The 21,338-nt window shown below is 63.7% G+C and carries 19 protein-coding genes and 1 pseudogene; 16 read left to right on the plus strand and 4 right to left on the minus strand.

From position 1 onward, the window contains the following. The first annotated feature begins 90 nt into the window (after nt 1-90). The gene (locus ACODTO_RS06615; protein ID WP_139643042.1) at nt 91-870 is read left to right on the plus strand and encodes a DeoR/GlpR family DNA-binding transcription regulator; all 780 of its coding nucleotides are present in this window, start codon (nt 91-93) and stop codon (nt 868-870) included. A gap of 108 nt (nt 871-978) precedes the next feature. Here the strand turns inward: ACODTO_RS06615 and ACODTO_RS06620 are convergent, their stop codons facing one another. After that, nucleotides 979-1,899 (minus strand): DMT family transporter, encoded by a 921-nt coding sequence (locus tag ACODTO_RS06620; RefSeq protein WP_489106115.1) that lies wholly within the window; start codon nt 1,897-1,899, stop codon nt 979-981. A 74-nt stretch (nt 1,900-1,973) separates the two neighbouring features. On the opposite strand from ACODTO_RS06620, the gene ACODTO_RS06625 reads away from it, so the two are divergent. Next, on the plus strand, nt 1,974-2,828 hold the full coding sequence (locus tag ACODTO_RS06625) for a LysR family transcriptional regulator (RefSeq protein WP_489106116.1): 855 nt from the start codon (nt 1,974-1,976) through the stop codon (nt 2,826-2,828). Between the two features lie 35 nt (nt 2,829-2,863). Here ACODTO_RS06625 and ACODTO_RS06630 read toward each other — a convergent pair whose 3' ends face one another. Further along, a complete protein-coding gene (locus tag ACODTO_RS06630) occupies nt 2,864-3,619 on the minus strand; it encodes a methyl-accepting chemotaxis protein (RefSeq protein ID WP_370444521.1) in 756 nt (251 codons plus the stop codon). 102 nt (nt 3,620-3,721) lie between these two features. Next, nucleotides 3,722-4,972 (minus strand): annotated as a pseudogene (locus tag ACODTO_RS06635) (PDC sensor domain-containing protein); the annotation flags it as partial. Between the two features lie 305 nt (nt 4,973-5,277). On the opposite strand from ACODTO_RS06635, the gene ACODTO_RS06640 reads away from it, so the two are divergent. The 4 genes from ACODTO_RS06640 (at nt 5,278) to ACODTO_RS06655 (ending at nt 11,008) form a co-directional block, all read left to right on the plus strand. Then, nucleotides 5,278-6,726: an APC family permease gene (locus ACODTO_RS06640; RefSeq protein WP_489106117.1), complete on the plus strand. Its 1,449-nt coding sequence runs from the start codon at nt 5,278-5,280 to the stop codon at nt 6,724-6,726. A gap of 88 nt (nt 6,727-6,814) precedes the next feature. Then, nucleotides 6,815-8,236, plus strand: a complete 1,422-nt coding sequence (locus ACODTO_RS06645) for an aldehyde dehydrogenase family protein (RefSeq protein WP_139643028.1) — start codon at nt 6,815-6,817, stop codon at nt 8,234-8,236. Between the two features lie 11 nt (nt 8,237-8,247). Then, nucleotides 8,248-9,597 (plus strand): aminotransferase class III-fold pyridoxal phosphate-dependent enzyme, encoded by a 1,350-nt coding sequence (locus tag ACODTO_RS06650; protein ID WP_489106118.1) that lies wholly within the window; start codon nt 8,248-8,250, stop codon nt 9,595-9,597. A gap of 85 nt (nt 9,598-9,682) precedes the next feature. Next, nucleotides 9,683-11,008 carry an alginate export family protein gene (locus ACODTO_RS06655; RefSeq protein ID WP_139643024.1) on the plus strand — a complete coding sequence of 442 codons (1,326 nt, stop codon included), beginning with the start codon at nt 9,683-9,685 and terminating at the stop codon, nt 11,006-11,008. An 18-nt stretch (nt 11,009-11,026) separates the two neighbouring features. Here ACODTO_RS06655 and ACODTO_RS06660 read toward each other — a convergent pair whose 3' ends face one another. Continuing rightward, nucleotides 11,027-11,785: an IclR family transcriptional regulator gene (locus ACODTO_RS06660; protein WP_139643022.1), complete on the minus strand. Its 759-nt coding sequence runs from the start codon at nt 11,783-11,785 to the stop codon at nt 11,027-11,029. Between the two features lie 126 nt (nt 11,786-11,911). Between ACODTO_RS06660 and ACODTO_RS06665 the strand changes: the two genes are divergently transcribed. From ACODTO_RS06665 to ACODTO_RS06710, 10 genes are read left to right on the plus strand one after another with little or no spacing between them, the layout of a single operon-like run. Beyond that, a complete protein-coding gene (locus tag ACODTO_RS06665) occupies nt 11,912-12,061 on the plus strand; it encodes a hypothetical protein (protein WP_176562985.1) in 150 nt (49 codons plus the stop codon). Beyond that, a complete protein-coding gene (locus ACODTO_RS06670) occupies nt 12,058-13,599 on the plus strand; it encodes an acetolactate synthase large subunit (RefSeq protein WP_489106119.1) in 1,542 nt (513 codons plus the stop codon). Before ACODTO_RS06665 ends, ACODTO_RS06670 begins: the two co-directional genes overlap by 4 nt. A 10-nt stretch (nt 13,600-13,609) precedes the next feature. Beyond that, nucleotides 13,610-15,100: an aldehyde dehydrogenase family protein gene (locus ACODTO_RS06675; RefSeq protein WP_489106120.1), complete on the plus strand. Its 1,491-nt coding sequence runs from the start codon at nt 13,610-13,612 to the stop codon at nt 15,098-15,100. Nucleotides 15,101-15,126: 26 nt separating this feature from the next. Next, complete coding sequence (locus tag ACODTO_RS06680; RefSeq protein WP_024777297.1) at nt 15,127-15,921, plus strand: SDR family NAD(P)-dependent oxidoreductase; 795 nt, start codon at nt 15,127-15,129, stop codon at nt 15,919-15,921. Nucleotides 15,922-15,933: 12 nt separating this feature from the next. Continuing rightward, nucleotides 15,934-16,971: a VPS10 domain-containing protein gene (locus ACODTO_RS06685; protein ID WP_175385010.1), complete on the plus strand. Its 1,038-nt coding sequence runs from the start codon at nt 15,934-15,936 to the stop codon at nt 16,969-16,971. 11 nt (nt 16,972-16,982) lie between these two features. Continuing rightward, on the plus strand, nt 16,983-17,432 hold the full coding sequence (locus ACODTO_RS06690; protein WP_139643011.1) for a VOC family protein: 450 nt from the start codon (nt 16,983-16,985) through the stop codon (nt 17,430-17,432). Between the two features lie 14 nt (nt 17,433-17,446). Further along, nucleotides 17,447-18,049 carry an amino acid synthesis family protein gene (locus ACODTO_RS06695; protein ID WP_047703028.1) on the plus strand — a complete coding sequence of 201 codons (603 nt, stop codon included), beginning with the start codon at nt 17,447-17,449 and terminating at the stop codon, nt 18,047-18,049. Nucleotides 18,050-18,076: 27 nt separating this feature from the next. After that, nucleotides 18,077-18,943 carry an alpha/beta fold hydrolase gene (locus ACODTO_RS06700; RefSeq protein ID WP_175385011.1) on the plus strand — a complete coding sequence of 289 codons (867 nt, stop codon included), beginning with the start codon at nt 18,077-18,079 and terminating at the stop codon, nt 18,941-18,943. Continuing rightward, entirely contained in the window at nt 18,943-20,550 is a 1,608-nt protein-coding gene (locus tag ACODTO_RS06705; RefSeq protein ID WP_175385012.1) for a bifunctional 3-(3-hydroxy-phenyl)propionate/3-hydroxycinnamic acid hydroxylase, read from the plus strand. Before ACODTO_RS06700 ends, ACODTO_RS06705 begins: the two co-directional genes overlap by 1 nt. After that, entirely contained in the window at nt 20,547-21,326 is a 780-nt protein-coding gene (locus ACODTO_RS06710; RefSeq protein WP_139643001.1) for a 2-keto-4-pentenoate hydratase, read from the plus strand. The genes ACODTO_RS06705 and ACODTO_RS06710 overlap by 4 nt, the downstream gene beginning before the upstream one ends. The last annotated feature ends 12 nt before the right edge of the window (nt 21,327-21,338 follow it).

Genomic DNA, 21,338 nt, shown 5'->3' on the forward strand with positions numbered 1-21,338 from the left:
ATTCGAATCGGCGATTTGACGATCCGCGGTATACGCGGCATGCTTGCTCGATCATGAGCATTTATGCTCGTTTATGCAGGTTGTAGACCCATGAGCTCACCCAACGATGTATTCCCCGGCGAACGCCAGCAGTTCATCAGCGAACGCCTTGCGCGATATGGCCGCGTGATCGCGGCCGATCTGGCCAGTGAACTGAATGTGTCCGAGCACTCGATCCGACGCGACCTGGGGGCGTTGGCGGCGGCCGGGCTATGTAAACGCGTTTACGGGGGCGCCATTCTCCTGCCCGCGGCCGAGCGACCGATAGACGTTCGCGTCAGGCAGGACGCCGGGCGCAAGAACAGTCTCGGCCAGACCGCCGCCGGGTTGTTGAGCGCCGGGCAGCACGTCTTCATCGATGCCGGTTCCACCAACCTGGCCATTGCCTGCGCCATTGACCCCCAGCTCCAGTTCACCGTCACCACCAACTCGCCACTGATTGCGGTGCAACTGATGAAGTTGCCTCGCGCCGAGGTCATCGTGCTGGGCGGGCGCTTGAACCCGGTGGCAGGCGGCGCAATCGGGCTGGCCGCGGCGCAGCAGCTGCGGCAGTTCAGTTTCGACCTGTGCTTTCTCGGCGCCTGCGCCATCGATCCGGACAACGGCATTACCGCTTTCGGCCTGGACGACGCTGAATTCAAGCGCGCGGTGGTCGCAGCGAGCGGCCAGGTGGTCGTGGCGGTGACCAACGAAAAACTCTCCAGCGTGGCGCACTACCAGGTGGCCGCGTGTGGCGAAGTTTCCGCACTGGTGGTGGAGCACGACGCGCCGCGGGAGCGCCTGGAGCCTTTCTTCAGCCGGATTTCCAATGTCGTGACGGCGTCTCGTTAGGTCGCTCGCTGCCGGGCTTGCCCCAATGCCAGTCAGTTGAGGAGCAAACGGCGCTAATCCTGTGGGAGCAAGCTTTACTCCCACGGGTTGTGGCTTAACTGACTGACATCAGGCTTGCCGGGCCTCGACGCGAACGACCAGCCAGATGCCCGCCCCGGACACCAGCATTCCCAACGCCATCGGCCATGACAGCGGTTCGTTGAACATGGCCCAGGCCCAAAGCATCGTGACCGGTGGGCTGAGGTAGAGGAGGCTGGCGACGCGGGTGGCGGTTGCGCGGCGCAGGCAGAGCCAGTACAGCCCATAGCCGCCCATCGTCGACAAGCCCACCGTCCATAGCACGCTCAGGGCGAACCCGGCGCTGGGTATCGGAGCCAGGCTACCCGGTATGCCTTCAAGAACGGCGAATACCACGCCCGATACACAGCATTGCAGCCAGAGGTTGGGCATCAGGCCCAGGGCTTCGGACGCTGGCAGACACTTTTGCCAAAGGGTCGCGACGGCCAGGGAAAGCATGCCCAGCAAGGGCAGGGCATAGGCCCACCCTGGCGCGTGTCCCCAGGCGAGCGCACCGTGGGTGGCCAGCGCGGCGCCGGCCAGGCCGATGACCAGGCCTGCCCAGACTTGCCAGGGCTGTCGCTGTCCGAGGACGCAGGCACCCAGCAGCGCCAGGCCCATCGGCAGCAGGTCGGCGAACAACGCGGCGAGGCCCGCGGGCACGCCCAGGGCAATGCCCTGGGTGATACCGGCGAGATAGCCCCCCATGGCCAGCAGGCCGATGCCGGCGTTTTTCAGTAGCGCCGCCGCCGGCGCCCGGCGTAACGGCTTGGCAACGAAGGGAAACAACACCAGTGTGATCACGACGCAGCGCCAGAACACCACCAGCAACGGAGACGCGTAATCGATGGAAAAGCGCGCTCCGACAAAACCGGAGCTCCAGGTCAGGATCAATGCGGCTTCCAGCAAGGGCAACGGAATCATCCAGTACCAGGCGGAACGGGTCGAGGCAGGGCATGGGATCGTTTTCATGACCCCACGCTACAAAAACGCAGTAATCTGATAAATCAAAATGTATTGCAGCAGTCCTTCACAAAAGGTGAATCATGGCGGCCGTACTCGACATCGAGCTGATTCGTACATTTCACGCCGTTGCGCGTATCGGCAAGTTCAGCGCCGCGGCAGAGCACCTGCATAAAAGCCCGGCGGCGGTGAGCGTGCACGTGCAGCGGCTCGAGGCGGTCGCCGGCGGGCGCCTGCTCAACCGCGACAATCAATCCGTCTCGCTGACGGCGCTGGGCAAGCGCCTGCTCATGTCGACCACGGAACTGCTGAGCGCCCATGACCGGGTGCTGGCCGATCTGCAAGGCACCCGTCTGGCGGGACGCATCAGCCTGGGAGTGCCGGACGAATATGCCAATCATGTCATCCGCGACATTCTGCCGACGTTCGTGGCGGCCTGGCCCAACGTGGTGCTGGAGCTCAAGACCGCCCCCAGTTATGCACTGCGGGACCTGGTGCAGCGTGGAAAACTCCAGGCGGCCGTCGTCACCCTGCCGAAGGGACAGCAGGACACGCAGGGGCAGGTGTTGGTACCGACCGCGCCTGTCTGGGTCGGGCCGATCAACATGATGCTGACCCTTTCGCAACCGCTCCCATTGGCCGTACACGCGGCGCAGTGCCCTTATCGACAAGCCATGCTCGAATCGCTCCGGCACAGCGGCCGCAAGGTGCGCATCGTGCTGGAAAGTCCCTCCAACCAGGCCGTCAAGGCGTGCGTCGAGGCCGGGCTGGCGATCAGCCTGATCGATCGTGCCCGTGTGACGGAGAAGATGCAGATACTCACGGGCCTGCCGGTCATTCCGGAGCATGACGTGGTGTTCATGCGCTCGCCCGGTGGCGAGGCCGATGAGGCGGTGGATTTGCTGGGCCAGGCCATGGGACAGCTGTTCAGGCTTTAGTGGCCTGTAACCGTACAGGCCACTGCCGATACCACTCAGGTGCGGAAGTGCCCCACCCGTTGCTGCTGATGATTCGCCATTTCATAGAGCTGAAGGCTGGCTTGCGACGCGTCCTGCATCCTGCTGGTCAATGTTTCGCTGATCGTGCGGATGTCGCTGACACGATGGCTGATGTCTTCGACCACTGAGCTTTGTTCCAGGGCCGCGCTGGCGATCTGCTGGTTCATTTGTTCGATCACTTCCACGGCGTCGCTGATGTGCTGCAACGCCACTTGGGTCTGCTCGACTTGAACCACGCTGCCCCTGGCCAGTTCGCGGCTGAGCTGGGTGTTGTGTACGACCTCCTGGCTGAGCTGTTGCAGCGCCTCGATCACCCTGCGGATGTGTTCCACCGAGTTCTGGGTATTGCTGGCCAAGTGTCGGACTTCGTCTGCCACCACCGCGAAGCCGCGCCCCTGTTCGCCGGCCCTGGCCGCTTCAATCGCAGCGTTCAGGGCCAGCAGGTTGGTTTGCTGGGCGATGGCGCAGATCACGTCCAGGACCTGGTTGATCTGCTGGCTGTTGTCGGCCAGGGTCTGCACCTGGCCGAGGGTGGTTTCGAGGCTTTGATCAAGGGTACCGATACTGCTGACGGCGTTGGCGAACAGGGCTCGTCCGGATCGGCTGGCACTTTCGGCGCGAGTGGCCGCATCCGCCGCCTGATGGGAATGTCGGGCGACTTCCTGGGCACTGGCGCTCATCTCATGCAGCGCGGTAGCGGCCAGCTCGACATCCCGGTACTGCCTGGACATGCCCGTGCTCACTTCCTGGGCCACCTGGGAGGAGGTATCGGCGGTGTTGCGGGTGTCCTGGGACGCTTGCTGGATATCGCGGATGATGGGTTGCAGCTTGGCGAGGAAGCGATTGAAGCCGTTGGCCAGTTGGCCCAGCTCGTCGCTGCCGTCGTCGGGCAGGCGCCGGGTGAGGTCGCCGTCGCCTTCGACAATGGCATTGAGCATGTCGGCGACGCTGAGCAGCGGCCGGGTTACGCCGTAGGCGGTCAGCCAGATGAGCGACAAGCCCAGACCGCCGGCCAGCAGGCCCAGGCCGAGGTTGACCCAGTTGGCGTGTTGCTGCCGTTCATCCAGCTGGGCCTGCATCTGCAAGGCCGGTGCCTGCACCAGCGCTTCGGGAACCCGTATCTGCAACTGCCACGGAGCGCCGTTCGCGACGGTCTGCACGCTCTGGCGCACGTCGACCGAGGTCTCCGATACGCTGCCGCTGTGGCCGGCAAGCTGGCCCGATGAGGACAGAATGCTGATCTCGCTGTGGCCAGGATACAAGTCATCGGCCAAGCTGGCGGCGAGTTTCTGCAAGGTGTCGAGGCTGATGTCCATACCCACGACGCCGATGGCCTGTCCCTTGTCCATCAGCGGCACCGAGATACTGCTCATGAGGGTTTTCTTGCCCTCGACTTCGACTTCGTAGGGCTCCGTCACGCAGGTGCGCCGCTCGTTCTGTGGGCAAAAGTACCAGGCGTTCCCCGGCTCGCTGCCCGGCGGAGCACTGTTTGCAACGATCTGGGCTTCGCTGAGCACTTCCTGGACCAGTTGCCCCGGCTGGCTTTGCGACCAATACAAGGCAAAGCGACCTTTTTCGTTCCCGGCCAGGTTTCGCTGGTCGGAAAAACCGGCATCTTCCCCGGCCAGCGCGTCGGGCAACAACACGACGTACAGCCCGAGGATCTTCTCGCGCTTGAGCAAGGCCTGGCGGGCGGCGCCGATCAGCGCCTGGCGCAGTTGCGTGGCGGTCAATCGGCCGTCCAGGGTCTGGGCGCGTAGCTGCAGCACTTCCTGGCTGAATCCTTCCCCGTACAACGCTGTTTCGTTGAAGAAGCGCTCAACCCGCTGGCCGTGGGCGAGGGCTTGGGCCTGCAGGCGTTCCAGGGCTGACTGGCCCAACAAAAGACTGCTCTGTTGCTTCAACAACTTTGCGCCCTGCTGGTTCTGGTACAGGGAAGCACCGGTCAATGCGCCGACCACGGCGAGGAGGGACAGCCCACTCAAAAGCGTGATCCGCCACTGAATACTGAGACGCGCGAAGAACATGCCGGGACTTCCTGCTGGAGGCTTCAGATCGCACGCAGACAAAGCCTGGGGTGGCATTGGAAGGCGCGTCCCGCCTGATTGTTATTGTGGGGGACCCGGACTTGGTTCAAGAGCGGGCGAGGTCATCTTGCCGGACGCAATGTCCATGTCGTTAGCCCGAATCGGCAGCCACTGCCGAGTGCCGGACATCGCGATTGCCCCGCTTTGGGGCGGGGCTCCCGATGCTGCCGATTTGGGATAGCGAACGGTTTTGGCGAGGGCATAGGATCGACCCCGGCACCCAGGCAGCAAGCGTGTGCACAGCGGTGAGTCTGGCGTGCCCGGATCCTGCAACAGCGGCCTCATACAATAAGGTTAAAAAAATGAGCGTATCTTTTCCGATCAGCAACTCGACGGAGTTGAAGCGAGGCGCCTTGGGTGTCGGCTTCATCATTTTCTTCGTGGTATCGGCTGCAAGCCCACTGAGCGTCATCGCCGGAGGCTTTCCCATCGGCATCATGCTGGGGAACGGTGCCGGTACGCCGGCCTTGTTGATCCTGGCCCTATTGGTATTGCTGGCGTTCTCGGCGGGATACACCGCCATGTCCCGGCACATGACCAACGCGGGCGGTTTCTATGCCTTCACCGCCCGTGGGCTGGGTGGCCTGGCCGGCGGCGCGGCGGGGGTGTTGGCAATGTTCGCCTACAACATCCTGCAAGTGGGCCTGTACGGCATGTTCGGCGGGGTCGTCAGCGGCACAATGGCCAGTGTCTTCAACCTGGACTTGCCGTGGTGGTGTTATTCGCTCCTGGCCATGGCGAGTGTGGCGATTCTGGGTTATCGCAAGATCGACCTCTCTGCGCGGGTGCTCTCGGTGGTGGTCATCGCCGAGTACCTGGCCATCCTGATCCTGGATTTCGCCATCCTCAAGAGCGGTGGCGACAGTGGCATCAATCTCGATTCGTTTGACCGCAGCCACGTGCTCAGCGGCACGCCGTCCATTGGCCTGTTGTTCTGTTTTGCCGCCTTCATCGGCTTTGAAGCCACCACCATCTATGGCGAAGAGGCCCGCGATCCGCACCGTACCATTCCCATCGCCACCTACAGCTCGGTGCTGTTGATCGGCGGTTTCTATGCCTTGTCGGTGTGGGCCATGGTGGTGGGGGTGGGGGCGGACAAGATTGTCCCGACGTTGCAGGCATTGCAGGACCCGACCACGTTCATCTATGGCATGTCCGATCACTTTGTCGGCCCGCACCTGACCCAGGTCATCCGTATCCTGTTCATGGTCAGCATCTATGCCGGACTGCTGGCGTTCCACAATGCCGCGGCCCGTTATTTCTACGCCATCGGCCGTGACGGTCTGCTGCATCGCCAATTGGGCACGACCCACCGCGTCCACCAGAGCCCGCACATGGGCTCGGCGCTGCAAAGCCTGATTGCCGCCGTGGTGGTGCTGATTTTCGCCGCGCTGGATGCCGACCCGATCCTGCAGCTGTTCGCCTGGTTCTCCAACTTGGCGACTCTGTGCGTGATCCTGCTGATGGCACTGACCTCGGCGGCAGTGGTGGTCTACTTCCGGCGCCACCCGGAACTGAAGCTCGGCCTCTGGCGCGGGCGGATCCTGCCAGTGTTTTCCTGCCTGGCATTGCTGGTGGTCCTGGCGCTCGCGGTGAATCATTTCGATGTGCTGACCGGGGCCAGTGCGCGGCTGTCTTATGCCCTTTGCGCCATCATCCCCGTTGCGCTGGTCGTCGGTGTAGGCCTGGCGATCCGGCTACGCAGGATTTCCCCCGAGCGGTTCAAGACCCTGGGTAGCCACAAGCTTTAGGGTCTGTCGCAGCACTGTTCAACTCTCACGAAAAATACCGGTCCGCGTGGTACGGGACGGCCCGTCCGCGCGCGAAAGGGAGGTACTGATGCACGATTATCAAATGCTCATCAACGGGGTTGCGGTCAGCGGCGAACAGGGTGGCTTCGATGTCATCAACCCGGCCACCGGCAGCGCCTTTGCCCGCTGCCCCGCCGGCTCCCTGGCCCAGTTGGACCTGGCAGTCGACGCGGCCCAGGCGGCCTTCAGCGAGTGGCGCCACAGCACTCACGAAGACCGGCGGGAGCGCTTGCTGGGCATCGCCGCGGACATCGAAGCGCAAGCCGAGGCGTTGGCACGATTGATTGTCCAGGAGCAGGGCAAGCCGCTGGCGCTCGCGCTGTTCGAAGTCATGGGGGCAGTGGCCTGGACGCGCTACACCGCCGAACAGCAGATTCCGGTGGAGCGGGTGGAAGAAACCCCGACCCAGCGTATCGAGCTGCACCGCAAGCCGTTGGGGGTGGTGGCCTCGATCACGCCTTGGAACTGGCCGTTCATGATCGCCATCTGGCACATCATGCCGGCGCTGCGGGCCGGCAATTGCGTGATCAGCAAACCGTCCAGCCTCACGCCGTTGAGTACCCTGAGCCTGGTGCACATCATCGCCCGCCATGTGCCCAAGGGTGTGATCAACGTCGTGACCGGAGAACAGGGTTTCGGCAGCGCGATCACCTCCCATGCCGGCATCCACAAGATCGTATTCACCGGCTCGACCGCCACCGGCCAGAGCGTGATGCGCGGCGCCGCGAGCAATCTCAAGCGCCTGACGCTGGAGCTGGGCGGCAATGACGCCGCCATCGTGTTGCCCGGCACCCCGGTGGAGGCCGTGGCCGAAGACATTTTCCAGGCGGCCTTCCTGAACATGGGCCAGACCTGTGCCGCCCTCAAGCGCCTGTACATCCACCAATCCCAATACGAGGCCTTCGCCGACGCGCTGGTGCGGATCGCGGCGCGCCAGGTGGTGGGTGACGGCCTGGAGCCCGGCGTCACTTTCGGGCCGGTGCAGAACCTTGAACAGCTGGAACTGGTCGAGGCGCTGGTCGCCGACGCCCGTGCCCATGGCGGTCGGGTGTTGTGCGGCGGTGCTCGGTTGGACCGGCCGGGGTTTTTCTATCCGCCGACCCTTGTGGCCGACGTGACGGACGGGCACCGGCTGGTCGATGAAGAACAGTTCGGTCCGGTGCTGCCGTTGATTGCCTATCAGGATATCGAGGACGTCTTGCGTCGCGCCAATGCCAGCGACATGGGCCTGGGGGGCTCGGTGTGGGGCAGTGATGTCGCGCAGGCACAGGCCTTGGCCGGTCGCCTGGAAAGCGGCGTGGCCTGGGTCAACTGCCACGCGCAGATCCAACCGAATACGCCTTTTGGCGGCAGCAAGATGTCCGGGTTCGGCGTCGAGTTCGGCCTTGAAGGGTTGCTGGAGTTCACCGGCCAGCAACTGCTGTTTGTACGCACCCGTGAAACTGAGTGAGGACTTGAATCATGTACGAGCAATACAAGACAGCGCAGAAGAAGTTCTGGCACCCGATGAGTTCCGCGGCACCGGCCCAGCGCTCGAAAACCCTGATCATCGCCAAGGGTGACGGCAACTACATCACTGATATTGACGGCCAGCGCATGCTCGACGGCGTCGGCGGTTTGTGGAACGTCAACGTGGGCCACAATCGAGCCTCGGTAAAGGCCGCCATTGCCGCGCAGCTGGACGAACTGGCGTATTACCAGACGTTCGACGGCATCGCCCATCCGCGGGTGTTCGACCTGGCTGAGCGGCTGGTCTCGATGTTTGCCCAGGAGAACATGGCCCGGGTGCTGTTCAGCGCCGGCGGTTCGGATGCGGTGGAGACGGCATTGAAAATGGCCCGCCAGTACTGGATCGCCAGCGGCGAGCCGGGGCGTACCCGTTTCCTGTCATTGCGCAACGGTTACCACGGCGTGCACATGGGCGGCACTTCGGTGGGCGGTAACGGTGTCTATCACTACAACCACGGGCCATTGCTCGCGGGCTGCCATTTGCTCGACACGCCGTGGCTGTATCGCAACCCCTGGGATTGCCGCGATCCGGAAGAACTGACTGCCCACTGCATTCGTCAGTTGGAAGACCAGATCGCGCTGTTGGGCGGGCAAACCATCGCTGCGCTGATCGCCGAACCGGTGCAGGGGGCGGGCGGCGTCATCGTGCCGCCGGCGAACTACTGGAAGAGGCTGCGGGAAGTCTGCGATCGCCACGGCATTCTGTTGATCGCCGACGAAGTGGTGACGGGGTTCGGTCGCACGGGCTGCATGCTTGGCAGTCGAGGCTGGGGTGTCGCGCCGGACGTGTTGTGCCTGGCCAAGGGCATCACCGCCGGTTACATCCCGATGGGCGCCACGGTGTTCAACCAACGGATCGCTGATGCCATCGAGAACGGCCCGGGGTTCAGCAGTGTGATCATGCACGGCTACACCTACAGCGGCCACCCGACCGCGTGTGCCGCGGCGCTGGCGGTGCTGGACATTGTCGAGGCCGAGGATCTGCCGGGCAACGCCGGGAAAATCGGCGCTCAGTTGCTGAAGCAGCTGCAACCGCTGGCGGAACGCTACGCGGTGGTCGGTGAGGCGCGCGGCAAGGGCTTGATGATCGCCCTGGACCTGGTGACGGACAAGGCCACCCGCGAGCCCCTCGATCCGGCGACCGGCCTTGCTACGCGGATTGCCGATGAAGCGCGCCGTGGCGGTGTGCTGGTGCGTCCGATCGGCAACAAGATCGTCTTGTCGCCGCCGCTGACCCTGACATCAGAAGAAGCCGGTTTGATCGTTCGGGCCCTCGATCACGCCCTGGCCACCTGCCGCTGACCTGCAAAGCCGGTGCAGTCATCTGCACCGGCTTCACGAATCGCCAAGACAGCCTTTGAAAGGCGCACCACAAGGAGCTTCAGCCATGCGGTATCCATCGCGTATTGAATTTTTCAGCAGCGGTCTCGCCTGCACGTTGGCGTTCTGCGCCATGGGCCAGGCCCAGGCCTATGAGCTGTACGCCGACGAAGACAGCCACCTCAACGCCGACCTGCTGGCGGTGTTCGGTCATTTCAACAGCCGCAAGAACTACGACGGCACACCGGGCGGGTCCACCTGGCGGGAAGGCTTCATCAAATATGGCGTGAGTGGCGACCAGGCCTTGGCCGGTCGGGGAACCGCCTACGGCGCATTCAGCCTGGTCAGTTCCGCGACCTGGGGCGACGGTGACGCGGCAGGGAACAGTCTGGGGAGCGAGCGGACCACGAAAATTGAAGACGCTTATCTGGGCTGGCGTTCCGCCGATCTGTTCCCGCTGTTGGGCCAGGACGGCGTCGACATCTCCGGTGGACGCCAGGTGGTCAAGTTGGGCAGGGGATTTCTGATCAACGACGACGGGCCGAACATGGGCAAGGGCCCCGCCGATGGCCGCCTGAACCGTGGTGGTGCCTATTACCTGGCGGCTCGACACGCTTTCGACCAAACCGCGGTGGTGCGCCTGGGCGGGCAGGACGGTGTGCATGGCAGCGTGGCGTGGCTCAAGTCCGACAACCGTGCTCAGGCCGAAACTGAACTGGCCGCCGGTACCCTGGACTACACGGCCAAGGCCGGAACGCTGGGGCTGACCTGGGTCCATGGCATTGATGTGAGTGACCACTGGGCCAGTGATTTTCAGAAGCAACGCAAAGGGATGGATGTCTACAGCATTCGCGGTGAAGGTGACGCAGGGATCGAGAACGCCAGCCTGGCGTTTGAGTACGCCTGGCAAGACAAGGACGCCGGTCCCGAGAAAGCCTGGTACGCCGAGGCCGGATACACTTTTGCCGACGTGACCTGGTCACCGAAACTGACATACCGCTATTCCCGCTACTCGCAGAAATGGGACTCGCTGTTTACCGGCCAGAGTACCGGCTACGGGACCTGGTTCCAGGGCGAAGTGGCCGGCAACTACGCCGGGCCATTCAACAGCAATACCGCCATCCATCACGTCGGCCTGAAGGCCACGCCATTGGAGAACCTGACCCTCGGCGCGCTGTTCTTCGATTTCAACACGGTGCGCAAAAGCAATGCGCTGAACCTGGATGCGCGGGAGCTGGACCTCTATGCCGAGTGGGCCGTCAATCCGCACCTGATCGTCACGCCGCTCATAGGGCTCTACAAACCGGACCGGGACTCGACCACCGGCGGCAATCAAGCCACCGGCAACGGCACCAACGTGTACAGCCAGGTGAGTGTGGCCGTTCCGTTCTGAGGCACGGGCTGCGGCGGCCTAGTGCTGAAGGGGGGCGGGTGGGTTGTGCATTTTTTCGGCAATGCGCCGGGTGGTCTCCATCACCATTTCAACCACGGTTTCCTGGCGCAGCAGCTTGAAGCTCTGGGTGCTGCCGACCGCGGAAAGGCTGCCCACCACCTCGTCGATCTCGGAATTGATGATCGGCGCGGCGATACCGGTCAGTCCCTGGTTGAGTTCGTCGTGGGTCAGGCAGTAGCCATCCTTGCGGATCTTTTTGGCCGCCTTGGAAAAGCTGGCCCAGTCGTAGGGATTGTCCGGGTCGTTGGCCAAGTGCTCGTCGTACAGGCGTTGCAGGCGCCGGCTCTTCTGGAAGGCGATCAGGACCTTGGACTGCGCACCGCGAAAAAACGGCAGCGGCTGGCCGCGACCGAAGGCAAAGCGGTACGTGTCAGTGGGTTCGGCGATGTAGGTGTTGATGATGTGACCGTCGTAGAAAACGCTGGCGAACACCGCCAGGCCGGTTTCCTCGGACAGCTCGTGCATCAGCTCGCGGCCGGCCACGAGGATCGGATCGTACTGCCGCATCATCCAGTCCAGCTCGATGATCCGTGGACCCAGGCCGTAGCTGCCGGCATCCACCCGGCTCAGCAGACCCGCGTCGCACAGGTCCTTGACGTAGCGATACACGGTCGCCCGTGAGAGGCCCATGTGCTCGGCAATGGTGTCGGGGTCGATCTTCAACCGTTGCGGGCCGAACAGGTCCAGGACACTCAACATTTTACTCAGACTGCTCATTTGGCTCCTAAAGGGGAAGGGCGCGTGGCTGGCCGTTTGGTGAGCACTATAGGTAGACGCGCCTGGGATGGAAAGCCTGCTCACCGGCTGATGCAAGCGCTGCAACGTTACTCCAGGGCTTGAGAAATGCAAGCGGATTTGCAGGATATGATGCGCCATAAATTCACATTAATCTCAAAATACGAGCTTTATGAAAATAAAATGCTTGTTATGTTGGTTTTGATGTGTGATAAATCTCAGCCATTGCAAACGCTCGAACAAGAGGGCTGGAAATGAATGGCGCGCAATTGATAGTGAAGGCGGCGGTGGCAAGCGGTATCGAGTACTGCTTCGCCAACCCCGGAACGACCGAAATCCCCCTGGTGGCCGCCATGGCCAGCGCCCCGGGCCTCAAGCCGGTCCTGTCGTTGTTCGAAGGTGTGTGCACCGGCGCCGCGGACGGTTACGGGCGGATTGCCGGCAAGCCGGCGATGACCCTGACGCACCTGGGGCCTGGTTTCGCCAACGGCATTGCCAACCTGCACAATGCCCGTCGCGCCAACACCCCGATCGTCAACGTCATCGGCGATCACGCCTCCTGGCACGTCAACTACGATCCGCCGCTGGCCAGCGATATCCAGGCATTGGCCGGGAGCGTCTCCGGCTGGGTGCGTACATCGCGCACGGCATCGGGTATCGGCGAGGATCTCCAGGAGGCCGTGCGGTCCGCCTGGCAAGCCAAGGGCCAGATCGCCAGCTTGATCCTGCCGATGGACCTGCAAGCCAACGAAGTGGCGCGGGAAACGGCCTTCAGCACCTTGCACGCGCCGGTTCGGCGGTTTGCCGGTGACCGGATCGAAGCCATCGCCCAGGCGCTGCGCAATGGTCAGCGCCTGGTGTTTATCGTGGGTGACCAGGGCCTGTCGGTTGCCGGCCTTGAAGCGGCAGGGCGCCTGGCACAGCTGCCCGGTGTGCACTTGTTCGCCGAAACCTTTCCGCGCTTGAGCTATCGCGGCGGTGGCCTGCCGGACCTGGATCGCTTGCCCTATTTCCCCGAAGTGGCCATCGGTGTCCTGGACCAATACGACGCGGTGGTGTGTGCCGGCATTCCAGAGCCGATCAGTTACTTCGGCTATGAAGGCATTCCGTCTCGTTTGGCGGAACGGGATCGCCTGCTTTACCTGGCTGACGTCGGTGATGACGTGGCCGGTGCACTTACCGCACTGGCCGACGCACTGGAAGCACCGGCCTTCGTGCCGACGCCGATGGGTGTCGAGTTGCCGCCCGCCACCGCCGAGTTGACCCCGCAGTCGATAGGGCAGGTGTTGGCCGCTTCGTTGCCGGATGACTGCATTGTCTCGGTGGAGGGTGGCACTTGCGGCTACCCGTTCTTCACCGCATCGGCCCGTGCCGCACGGCATCGAGTGCTGACCAATACCGGGGGCGCCATCGGCCAGGGCATTCCGGTGGGGTTCGGTGCTGCGCTGGCCGAGCGAGGCAATCGGGTGTTCTGCCTGCAATCGGACGGCAGTGCCCAGTACACCATCCAGACCCTGTGGAGCATCGCCCGGGAACAGCTGCCGGTGGTGATTCTGATTGCGGCCAACCATCGCTACGCAATTCTGCAGAACGAGTTGCGCCGGTTTGGCATGACTGATTTCGGTCCCGAGGCCCTGAGCCTGACCGTGCTGGACCGTCCACGTATCGATTGGAAGGCCCTGGCCAAGGGCTACGGCCTGGCGGCGAGCACGGTGCACACCAATGCCGAATTGCAACGCGCCTTGGCCAATGCGGCCGCTGATGGCGGTCCTTGCCTGATTGAAATGGCGCTGTGAAGGAGGGGATATGAGCCAGATCCAATTGTTACCTGCCGTCGAGAAATTCCTTGCGCAACCCGGCCGCCTGTTCATTGGCGGCACCTGGCAGGACGCCGCCAGCGGTCGCCGGTTTGCCGTGGAAAACCCGGCCAGCGAAAGCAGCGTGGCTGAAGTGGCGGAAGGTGGTGAGCGCGATGTCGACGCGGCCGTCGCAGCGGCCCGCGCAGCTTTCACCGGGCCGTGGGCGCAGCATTCGCCGGCCCAGCGTGGCCTGTTGTTGTTCCGCCTGGCGGAATTGCTGGATCAGCACCGCGAGGAACTGGCCCAGTTGATCACGCTGGAGAACGGCAAGCCGATTGCCAATGCCCGCGGTGAAGCGGCCAGCGCCGCCAACATCATTCGTTATTTTGCCGGCTGGCCGACCAAGATCGAGGGCAGCACGCACCCGGTGTCTCCCGCCAGCGGCGCGCCGATGCTCAATTACACCGTGCGTGAGCCCGTGGGCGTCTGCGCGCTGATCGTGCCGTGGAATTTCCCGCTGACCATGTGCGTATGGAAGCTCGGCCCGGTGCTGGCGACCGGTTGCGTCGCGGTGCTCAAACCGGCCGAACAGACGCCCCTGGTTGCGATTCGCCTGGTGCAGTTGATCGAGGCCGCCGGCTTCCCGGCCGGGGTGGTCAACCTGATCACCGGCCTGGGCGCCCATACCGGCGCGCCGCTGGCCGGGCACCCGGACGTGGACAAGATCGCCTTTACCGGTTCGACCCAGGTCGGTCGGCTGATCGCTCAAGCGGCCACCGGCAACATGAAAAAGGTGTCCCTGGAGCTGGGCGGCAAGTCGCCCAACATCATTTTGCCGGACGCCGATATCGTGCGCGCCGCCAAGGGCGCCGCGGATGGGATTTTCTACAACCAGGGCCAGGTCTGCACCGCCGGCTCGCGTCTGTATGTGCACGCCAGCGTCCTCGACCAGGTCCTGGAAGAACTCCAGCGCCATGCCGCCGCCCATGTGCTGGGCCCTGGACTGGATCCGGCCAGCAGCATGGGGCCGCTGGTGTCGGCCCGGCAATTGGGCTCGGTCCATGGCTATCTGCAACGGGGCCAGGAGGAGGGCGCCGAACTGATCTGCGGCGGCGACCGGCCGGCCCACCTGGAGCGCGGCCATTTCATTCAGCCCAGCGTGTTCCTTGACCGCGCCGAGCGGGCCTGCGTCGCCCGCGAGGAAATCTTCGGCCCGGTGCTGACCGTCATGAGCTGGACCGAGGTCGATGAGCTGGTCCTGCGGGCCAACGACTCGCCCTACGGCCTGGCGGCCGGTCTCTGGACCCGGGACTTGCGCTCCGCGCACCGCGTGGCCGCGCAATTGAAGGCCGGCTCGGTGTGGATCAACTGCTGGAACGTCGTCGACCCGGCCTCGCCATTCGGTGGCTACAAACAGTCCGGGTGGGGACGGGAAATGAGCAAGAACGTGATCGATGCCTACACCGAAACCAAAAGTGTTTTCGTCGATCTCGCCTGAGCCGAACAATCACAAGAGGAACTGCTATGGATCTGGAATTACAAGGCCGCGTGGCCATCGTCACCGGCGGTGGCATGGGCATCGGCAAGGAAGTCGCACGCTTTCTGTCCCAGGAAGGTTGCAAGGTGGTGATCTGCGCGCGGCGCATGGAGTATCTCGAACAGGCCGCTGAAGAAATCACCGCAGAGACCGGCAACGAAGTGCTGCCGCTGTTCTGTGACACCAACCAGATGTCGGCCGTGTCCGACATGGTGCACGCCGCCCACAAGCACTTCGGTCGCATCGACATCCTGGTCAACGGTGCCGCGGCGCCGTCCGGCGTGGTGCGCAATGACATCGAGCACGCGGGCGACGACGAACTGCTCTCGGACCTCAACACCAAGGTCATCGGCTATTTCCGGTGTGCCAAGGCCGTGACCCCGCACATGAAGGCGGGCGGCTTCGGTCGCATCATCAACATCGGCGGCCTGACCGGTCGTGGCAGCAAGGTCCTCTCGGGGATGCGCAACCTGGCCATCGCCCACATGACCAAGACGCTCTCCGACCAGCTCGGCCCTGCCGGCATCACCGTCAACCTGATCCACCCCGGTGTGGTGGATACCCCGCACATCCAGGAGCTGTACGAACGCGAAGGGATCAAGCAGGGCAAGACGCCGGGGCAGGTCGAGCAGGGCTACATCGACGCGACGCCGATCCGACGCACCCTCGCGCCCATCGAAATGGGTTGGCTGATCGGCTTCCTGGCATCGCCCAAGGCCGGCGCGGTGACGGGCGAATCCATCGGCATCGATGGCGGCCTGACACGTGGCATCTTCATTTGAGGAGCAGCAGCAATGAGTAACGGAACCCTTTTGGTCGCCACCGTCGGGCAGGCAGTGATCCGCAGTGCCGACGACGGCCGCACCTGGCACCGCCTGGGCCTGGGGCAGGACCTTGAGTTCGATGCAATCACCCGGTCCCTGAGCGTCCACCCTGGCACGCCTGAAGTGATCTATGCCGGCACCGACGTCGGCCTGTGTGTCAGTCACGACACCGGCGGTCACTGGCAGCGGGTGGACTCGCCATTCAACGGCCAGACCGTGTGGAAGGTCGCCGTGGACCCTGCGGATGCCCAGCGTATTTTCGTCGGTACGGGCGCACCTTCCCGCGCCGTGCTCTGGCGCACCCTCGACGGCGGCCAGAGCTGGGACCGCGCACCGGTGGACATTCCGGAGTTCTGCGAGGGTGTCAGTCGACCACGCTTGCTGGCCTTCGCCTATGACCCTACGGATCGCAACCAGCTCTGGTTCGGCCTGGAAGAGGGCGGTCTGTTCCATAGCCGCGATGGCGGCGACAGCTGGACTCGGGTCGACGACCGGCTGCTGTGGGACTTCAACTCGGATGTCCACAACATCCTGGTACTGCCCAACCACGGCCAGAAGGTCATCGTGGTGGTGTGTGTCAACGCGGTCTACCGCAGCCTCGATGAAGGACAGACCTGGACCGGGATCATTGCCCGCGAAACCTTCGGCTTGTACTACGTGCGGGCCATGAACGCACCGCTGGGTAGCGAGAACACGCTCTACCTGAGCATTTCCGACGGCACGCCCGGCACCACCAGCAAGGTCCTCGTCTCCCGCGATGCGGCGGTCAGTTGGGAGGTGTTGCCCCTGCCGCAGCAACCCAATTCGTGCGTCTGGGCGATTGCCTGCAACCCGGCTGACCCGCGCCAGATCGTCGCCGGCACCAAGTACGGGCACCTGTTCACCTCCGAGAACGGCGGTGACGGTTGGCAGAAGCAGTGGCGTGAGTTCAGTGAGATCGCCGATGTGCTCTGGACACCGGCGGTGGCGCAGATCAAGTCCGGACACCAATCCATCATCAAGAACTGAGGTATCGCGCGATGAAAGTCGAGGTCGTTCGTACCCACCTGTCGCTGTTCGTTCGCGACCCGGAAACGTCGGCACGCTGGTACGCCGATGTCCTGGGCATGCACGAAAGCGCCCGGGGGGACAGCTGGATCATGATGGCGTTCGGTGCCAAGCACCACGACATCGCGTTGCTCCGGGCCGAGCCGGGAGCCCATCAGGGCGGCCTGGGATTGCAGCACTACGGGCTGGAAATCGCCGGTGACATGACCACGCTGCGCCAGCTGTACGGCATGTTGCTCGGCAAGGGGATCGAAGTGGTGAAAATCACCGACCACGAAATCGGCCATGGCGTGTACTTCAACGACCCCGACGGCAACCGCATGGAATTCTTCCTCGAGACCGAACATGACGACGAGCGCGGCAAGGCCCGTTTCAAGGCCGCCGGAGCACCCAGTCGCAAGTTTGATCTCGACCCACTTTGAAAGAGCACCGAGCCATGAAAACCGCAAATTTTGCTACTTACCACATCCGTAAATGGTACAGCTTCGTCGAAGAAACCCTGGCCAACGAAAGCGGCCAACTGGCCGATGGCGAACCCCTGTTCAAATATGCCATTGGCGCGGTGATCGCCAACCCCTACGCCGGCCGCTACAGCGAAAGCCTGGCCGAGTTGATCGAGCCGTCGCCCTTGCTGGGCCAGGAGTTCGGTCGGCGCATCCAGGCACTGGCGGGCGAGCACGAAATCGTCAGCTACGGCAAGGCGTGCCTGGTCGGCAGCCAGGGCGAGTATGAACATGGCAATGCCCTGTTGACCAATCCGGCGGCGGACCCGATCCGCGTCGCCCTGGGCGGCGGCAAGTCCTGGGTGCCGTCCACCGGCAAGCGTGGCGGCCCTGGCGTGACCATCGATGTGCCGCTGGCCCACAAGGATGCGCTGTACGTGCGTTCGCACTACGACAGCATTTCGCTTTCGTTCGGCGACGGCCCTTCGGCTGACGAACTGGTCATCATCTGGGCCTTCGCCACCCGTGGGCGTTTGCATGCGCGTCTGGGCGGCCTGCAAGCCGCAGACGTCAAGGGCACCGACGGCTTGTATTAAGGGGCGTTGACCGTGGGAACCGAACGAATGTCCGCAAACAGTCATTTCTTCAGCAATCGAACGGGGATGCGCCTGCACTATCTGTCCTGGGGCAGCCCGTCAGGCATCCCGGTGGTGCTGCTCCATGGGCTGCGATCCTACGCCCAGACCTGGCAATCCCTGGCCGATGCCTTGGGTGCGCCCTATTGTTGCTATGCCCTGGACCAGCGTGGCCGAGGGCACAGCGACTGGGCGCCCGCCGACACCTACCGGACCGAGGCCTATGTCAGCGATCTGGAAGACCTGGTAGCGCACCTGGGGTTGCGGCGGTTCGTTCTGGTGGGCCATTCCCTCGGTGGCACCAATGCGCTGGAGTATGCACGGCTCAACCCCGGGCGGCTCCTGGCGCTGGTGATCGAGGACATCGGCCCCGGTTCCTCCATCAGCGGCGACGGTGCCGCGCGCATTCGCCGGGAAATGAGCGAAACGCCCCTGCGTTTCCCCGACTGGGAAAGTGCCGCTCAATTCTGGCTGCGGGCGCGTCCGGGGTTGTCCCAGGAGGCGCTGGCGTCCAGGTTGACGTATTCCATGAAGGAAACCCTCGAAGGCATCGAATGGCGCCACGACCAGCAAGGCATTGCCCAGGCACGCCTGACTATCACGCCGACCGACCTGTGGCCGGCAGTGCGGGCGCTGGATTGCCCGACGCTGTTCATCCGTGGCGGGCGTTCCGACTTTCTACCGGCGGCAACCCTGGAAGCCATGAAGATCGCCAATCCGCTGGTGCACACCACGGAAGTCGCCGACGCCAGTCACTACGTCCATGATGACCAGGGGAAAACCTTCAACCGTGTCGTCAGGGATTACTTGCACGGCCAGCACCTACAACCACAACAACGAAGCGGTGAAGCGTGATGAAGCAGGACAAAACCCAGGTGGTCATCGTGGGCGGTGGCCCGAACGGGATCGCCGCCGCGCATTACATGGGCCTGTACGGTATCGATTGCGTTGTCCTCGAACTGGCGGACGGGATCCTGCCGTACCCCCGCGCGGTGGGCATGGATGACGAAGCGCTGCGGGTGTTGCAGGGCATCGACATTGCCGAGCTGGCCAGCCGGGACATGATCTGCAACGTACCCCTGCGTTACTACAACGCCCGCGGCGTGTGCTTTGCCGAAGTCAAACCGAGCACCGCCCACTATGGCTGGCCGATGCGCAACATTTTCATGCAGCAGCTGCTGGAAGGAACGCTGCGTGAGCAATTGGGCCGACACCCCGGTGTCGAGCTGCGCCAGGGGCATGAAATGCTCGACCTGGAGCAGGACGGGCAAGGGGTGACGTTGCAGGTGCGCGACGCCCAGGGCGAGTTGTACCAGTTACAGGCGCAATACGTGATCGGCGCCGATGGCGGCCGCTCCAGCGTGCGCAAGAAGCTCGGCATCGAGCTGCTGGGCCTGACCCATCCGCGCAAATGGGTGGTGGTCGACACGGCCAACGATACCCTGGATGCACCCTATACGGCCTTGCACGCCGATCCTCAACGGCCCTTCGTCTGCATCTACCTGCCGTACCAGCAGCGCCGCTGGGAGTTCATGCTGCTGGAGGGCGAAGATGAAAACACGATGTGCGAGGAGGCGACCATCCGAGGGTTGATCCGGGGGCATATCGGCAACGCCGCCGATCAATTGGAAATCATCCGCATACGCGCCTACACCCATAACTCCCGGGTCGCGGCGCGGTTTGTCGAAGGGCGCGTGGCCCTGGTGGGCGATGCGGCGCACATTTCCCCGCCGTGGGCCGGGCAGGGGCTCAATTCGGGGTTGCGGGACGTAGTGAATATTGCCTGGAAAATCGCCGCCATCATCCAGGGGCGTGCGTCGGCCTCGATACTTGCCAGTTACGACCAGGAGCGACGCGGGCACGCCACCGACCTCATCGCCTTGGCCGACAACATGGGCGCCGTATTGGGGCTGACCAATCCGCTGATGGCGGGTGTGCGGGACTGGCTGTTCCAGGCCGTCAACAGCGTCGACAATCTGCGTTCGCACCTGCTGGAGTTCAAGTTCAAACCCAAGGCGACCATTACCAAAGGCCTGGTGCATCACGAACGGGCGGAGCTAAACGAAGATGACCTGGTGGGGCAGTTGTTCATCCAGCCGACCGTCGAAGATGAGCAAGGCCAGCGTCGGCGCTTGGACGAGGTGCTGGGAACTTCATATGCCGTGCTGGGTTATCGGGTCAATCCGAACGAGCCGCTCAGCGAAGAGACCCGTGCCTACTGGGCGCGCTGGAACACCCGCTTCATTCAGGTCAACCGTTCCCGAAGCGGCAAGGGGCGTAACCAGCCGTTGTCCGCGAGCCAGGCGATCTGCGTCGAAGACGTCGATAACCGCTTGGGAGAGTGGTTTGCCAAGGTGCGGGACTGCGTCGTGGTGGTGCGGCCAGACCGTTTCGTTGCCGCGATTACCACGCCCGAGAGGCTGGAAGGCGTACTGCGCAAACTCGCGGAGCAACTGTCATGAAGCCATGGGATGAACTGCCGGGCCAGCTCCACCAGGCAACGTTGACGGCGCGGGCGCTACCGCCATTGGCCCCCCAGGCCTTTGACTTGTCGACCGGCTACGCCCTGCAGCGCGAGGCGTTGCGCCAGCGTCAGGCCCGAGGCGAGCAGTTGAGCGGCTGGAAGGTGGCCTTCGCCGGGGGCGCGGCGCAGAAGCGGATGGGTATCGAAGAACCGGTGCTGGGTGCGCTGACCGACGCCATGGCCGTCGAGCCCGGCGGTTCGGTAGACCTGGCGAGCCTGATCCAGCCCAAGCTGGAGATTGAACTGGCATGCTTCCTGGGGCGGACCCTGGCACCGGGCGAGCACAGTGACGAGGCGATTCTGGCCTGCGTGTCCGCGGTCGCGCCGGCCTTCGAGATCGCCGATTGTCGATGGCAAGGCTGGAGCTTCGGCGTCGGGGCGTTCCTGGCCGACAATGCGGCGGCGGCGCTGTACTGCGTGGGCCCGCGTGTTGAACTCGAGCCGGGCCAACTGCCCCATGTGAGCTATTGCCTGGAGCGGGATGGGGTGGCCTGCGGTAACGGTGATACCCAAGCGCGGGAGGATACGCCACAGGTCAATCTCTGTTGGCTGATCCGGCGATTGCTGGCGGACGGGCAGCGCCTCGAGGCAGGGCAGGTCGTGCTGTCAGGGGCGTTGCTGCCGCCCATGGACATCCAGCCTGCGGAGTATCGTCTGCACATGCTTGGCACGGAACTGGCTCTGGTTTTCCGGGCGGACGCTGGCGCTCCGTAAACCCTGCCGCTG

Source organism: Pseudomonas sp. FG13, assembly GCF_057809755.1.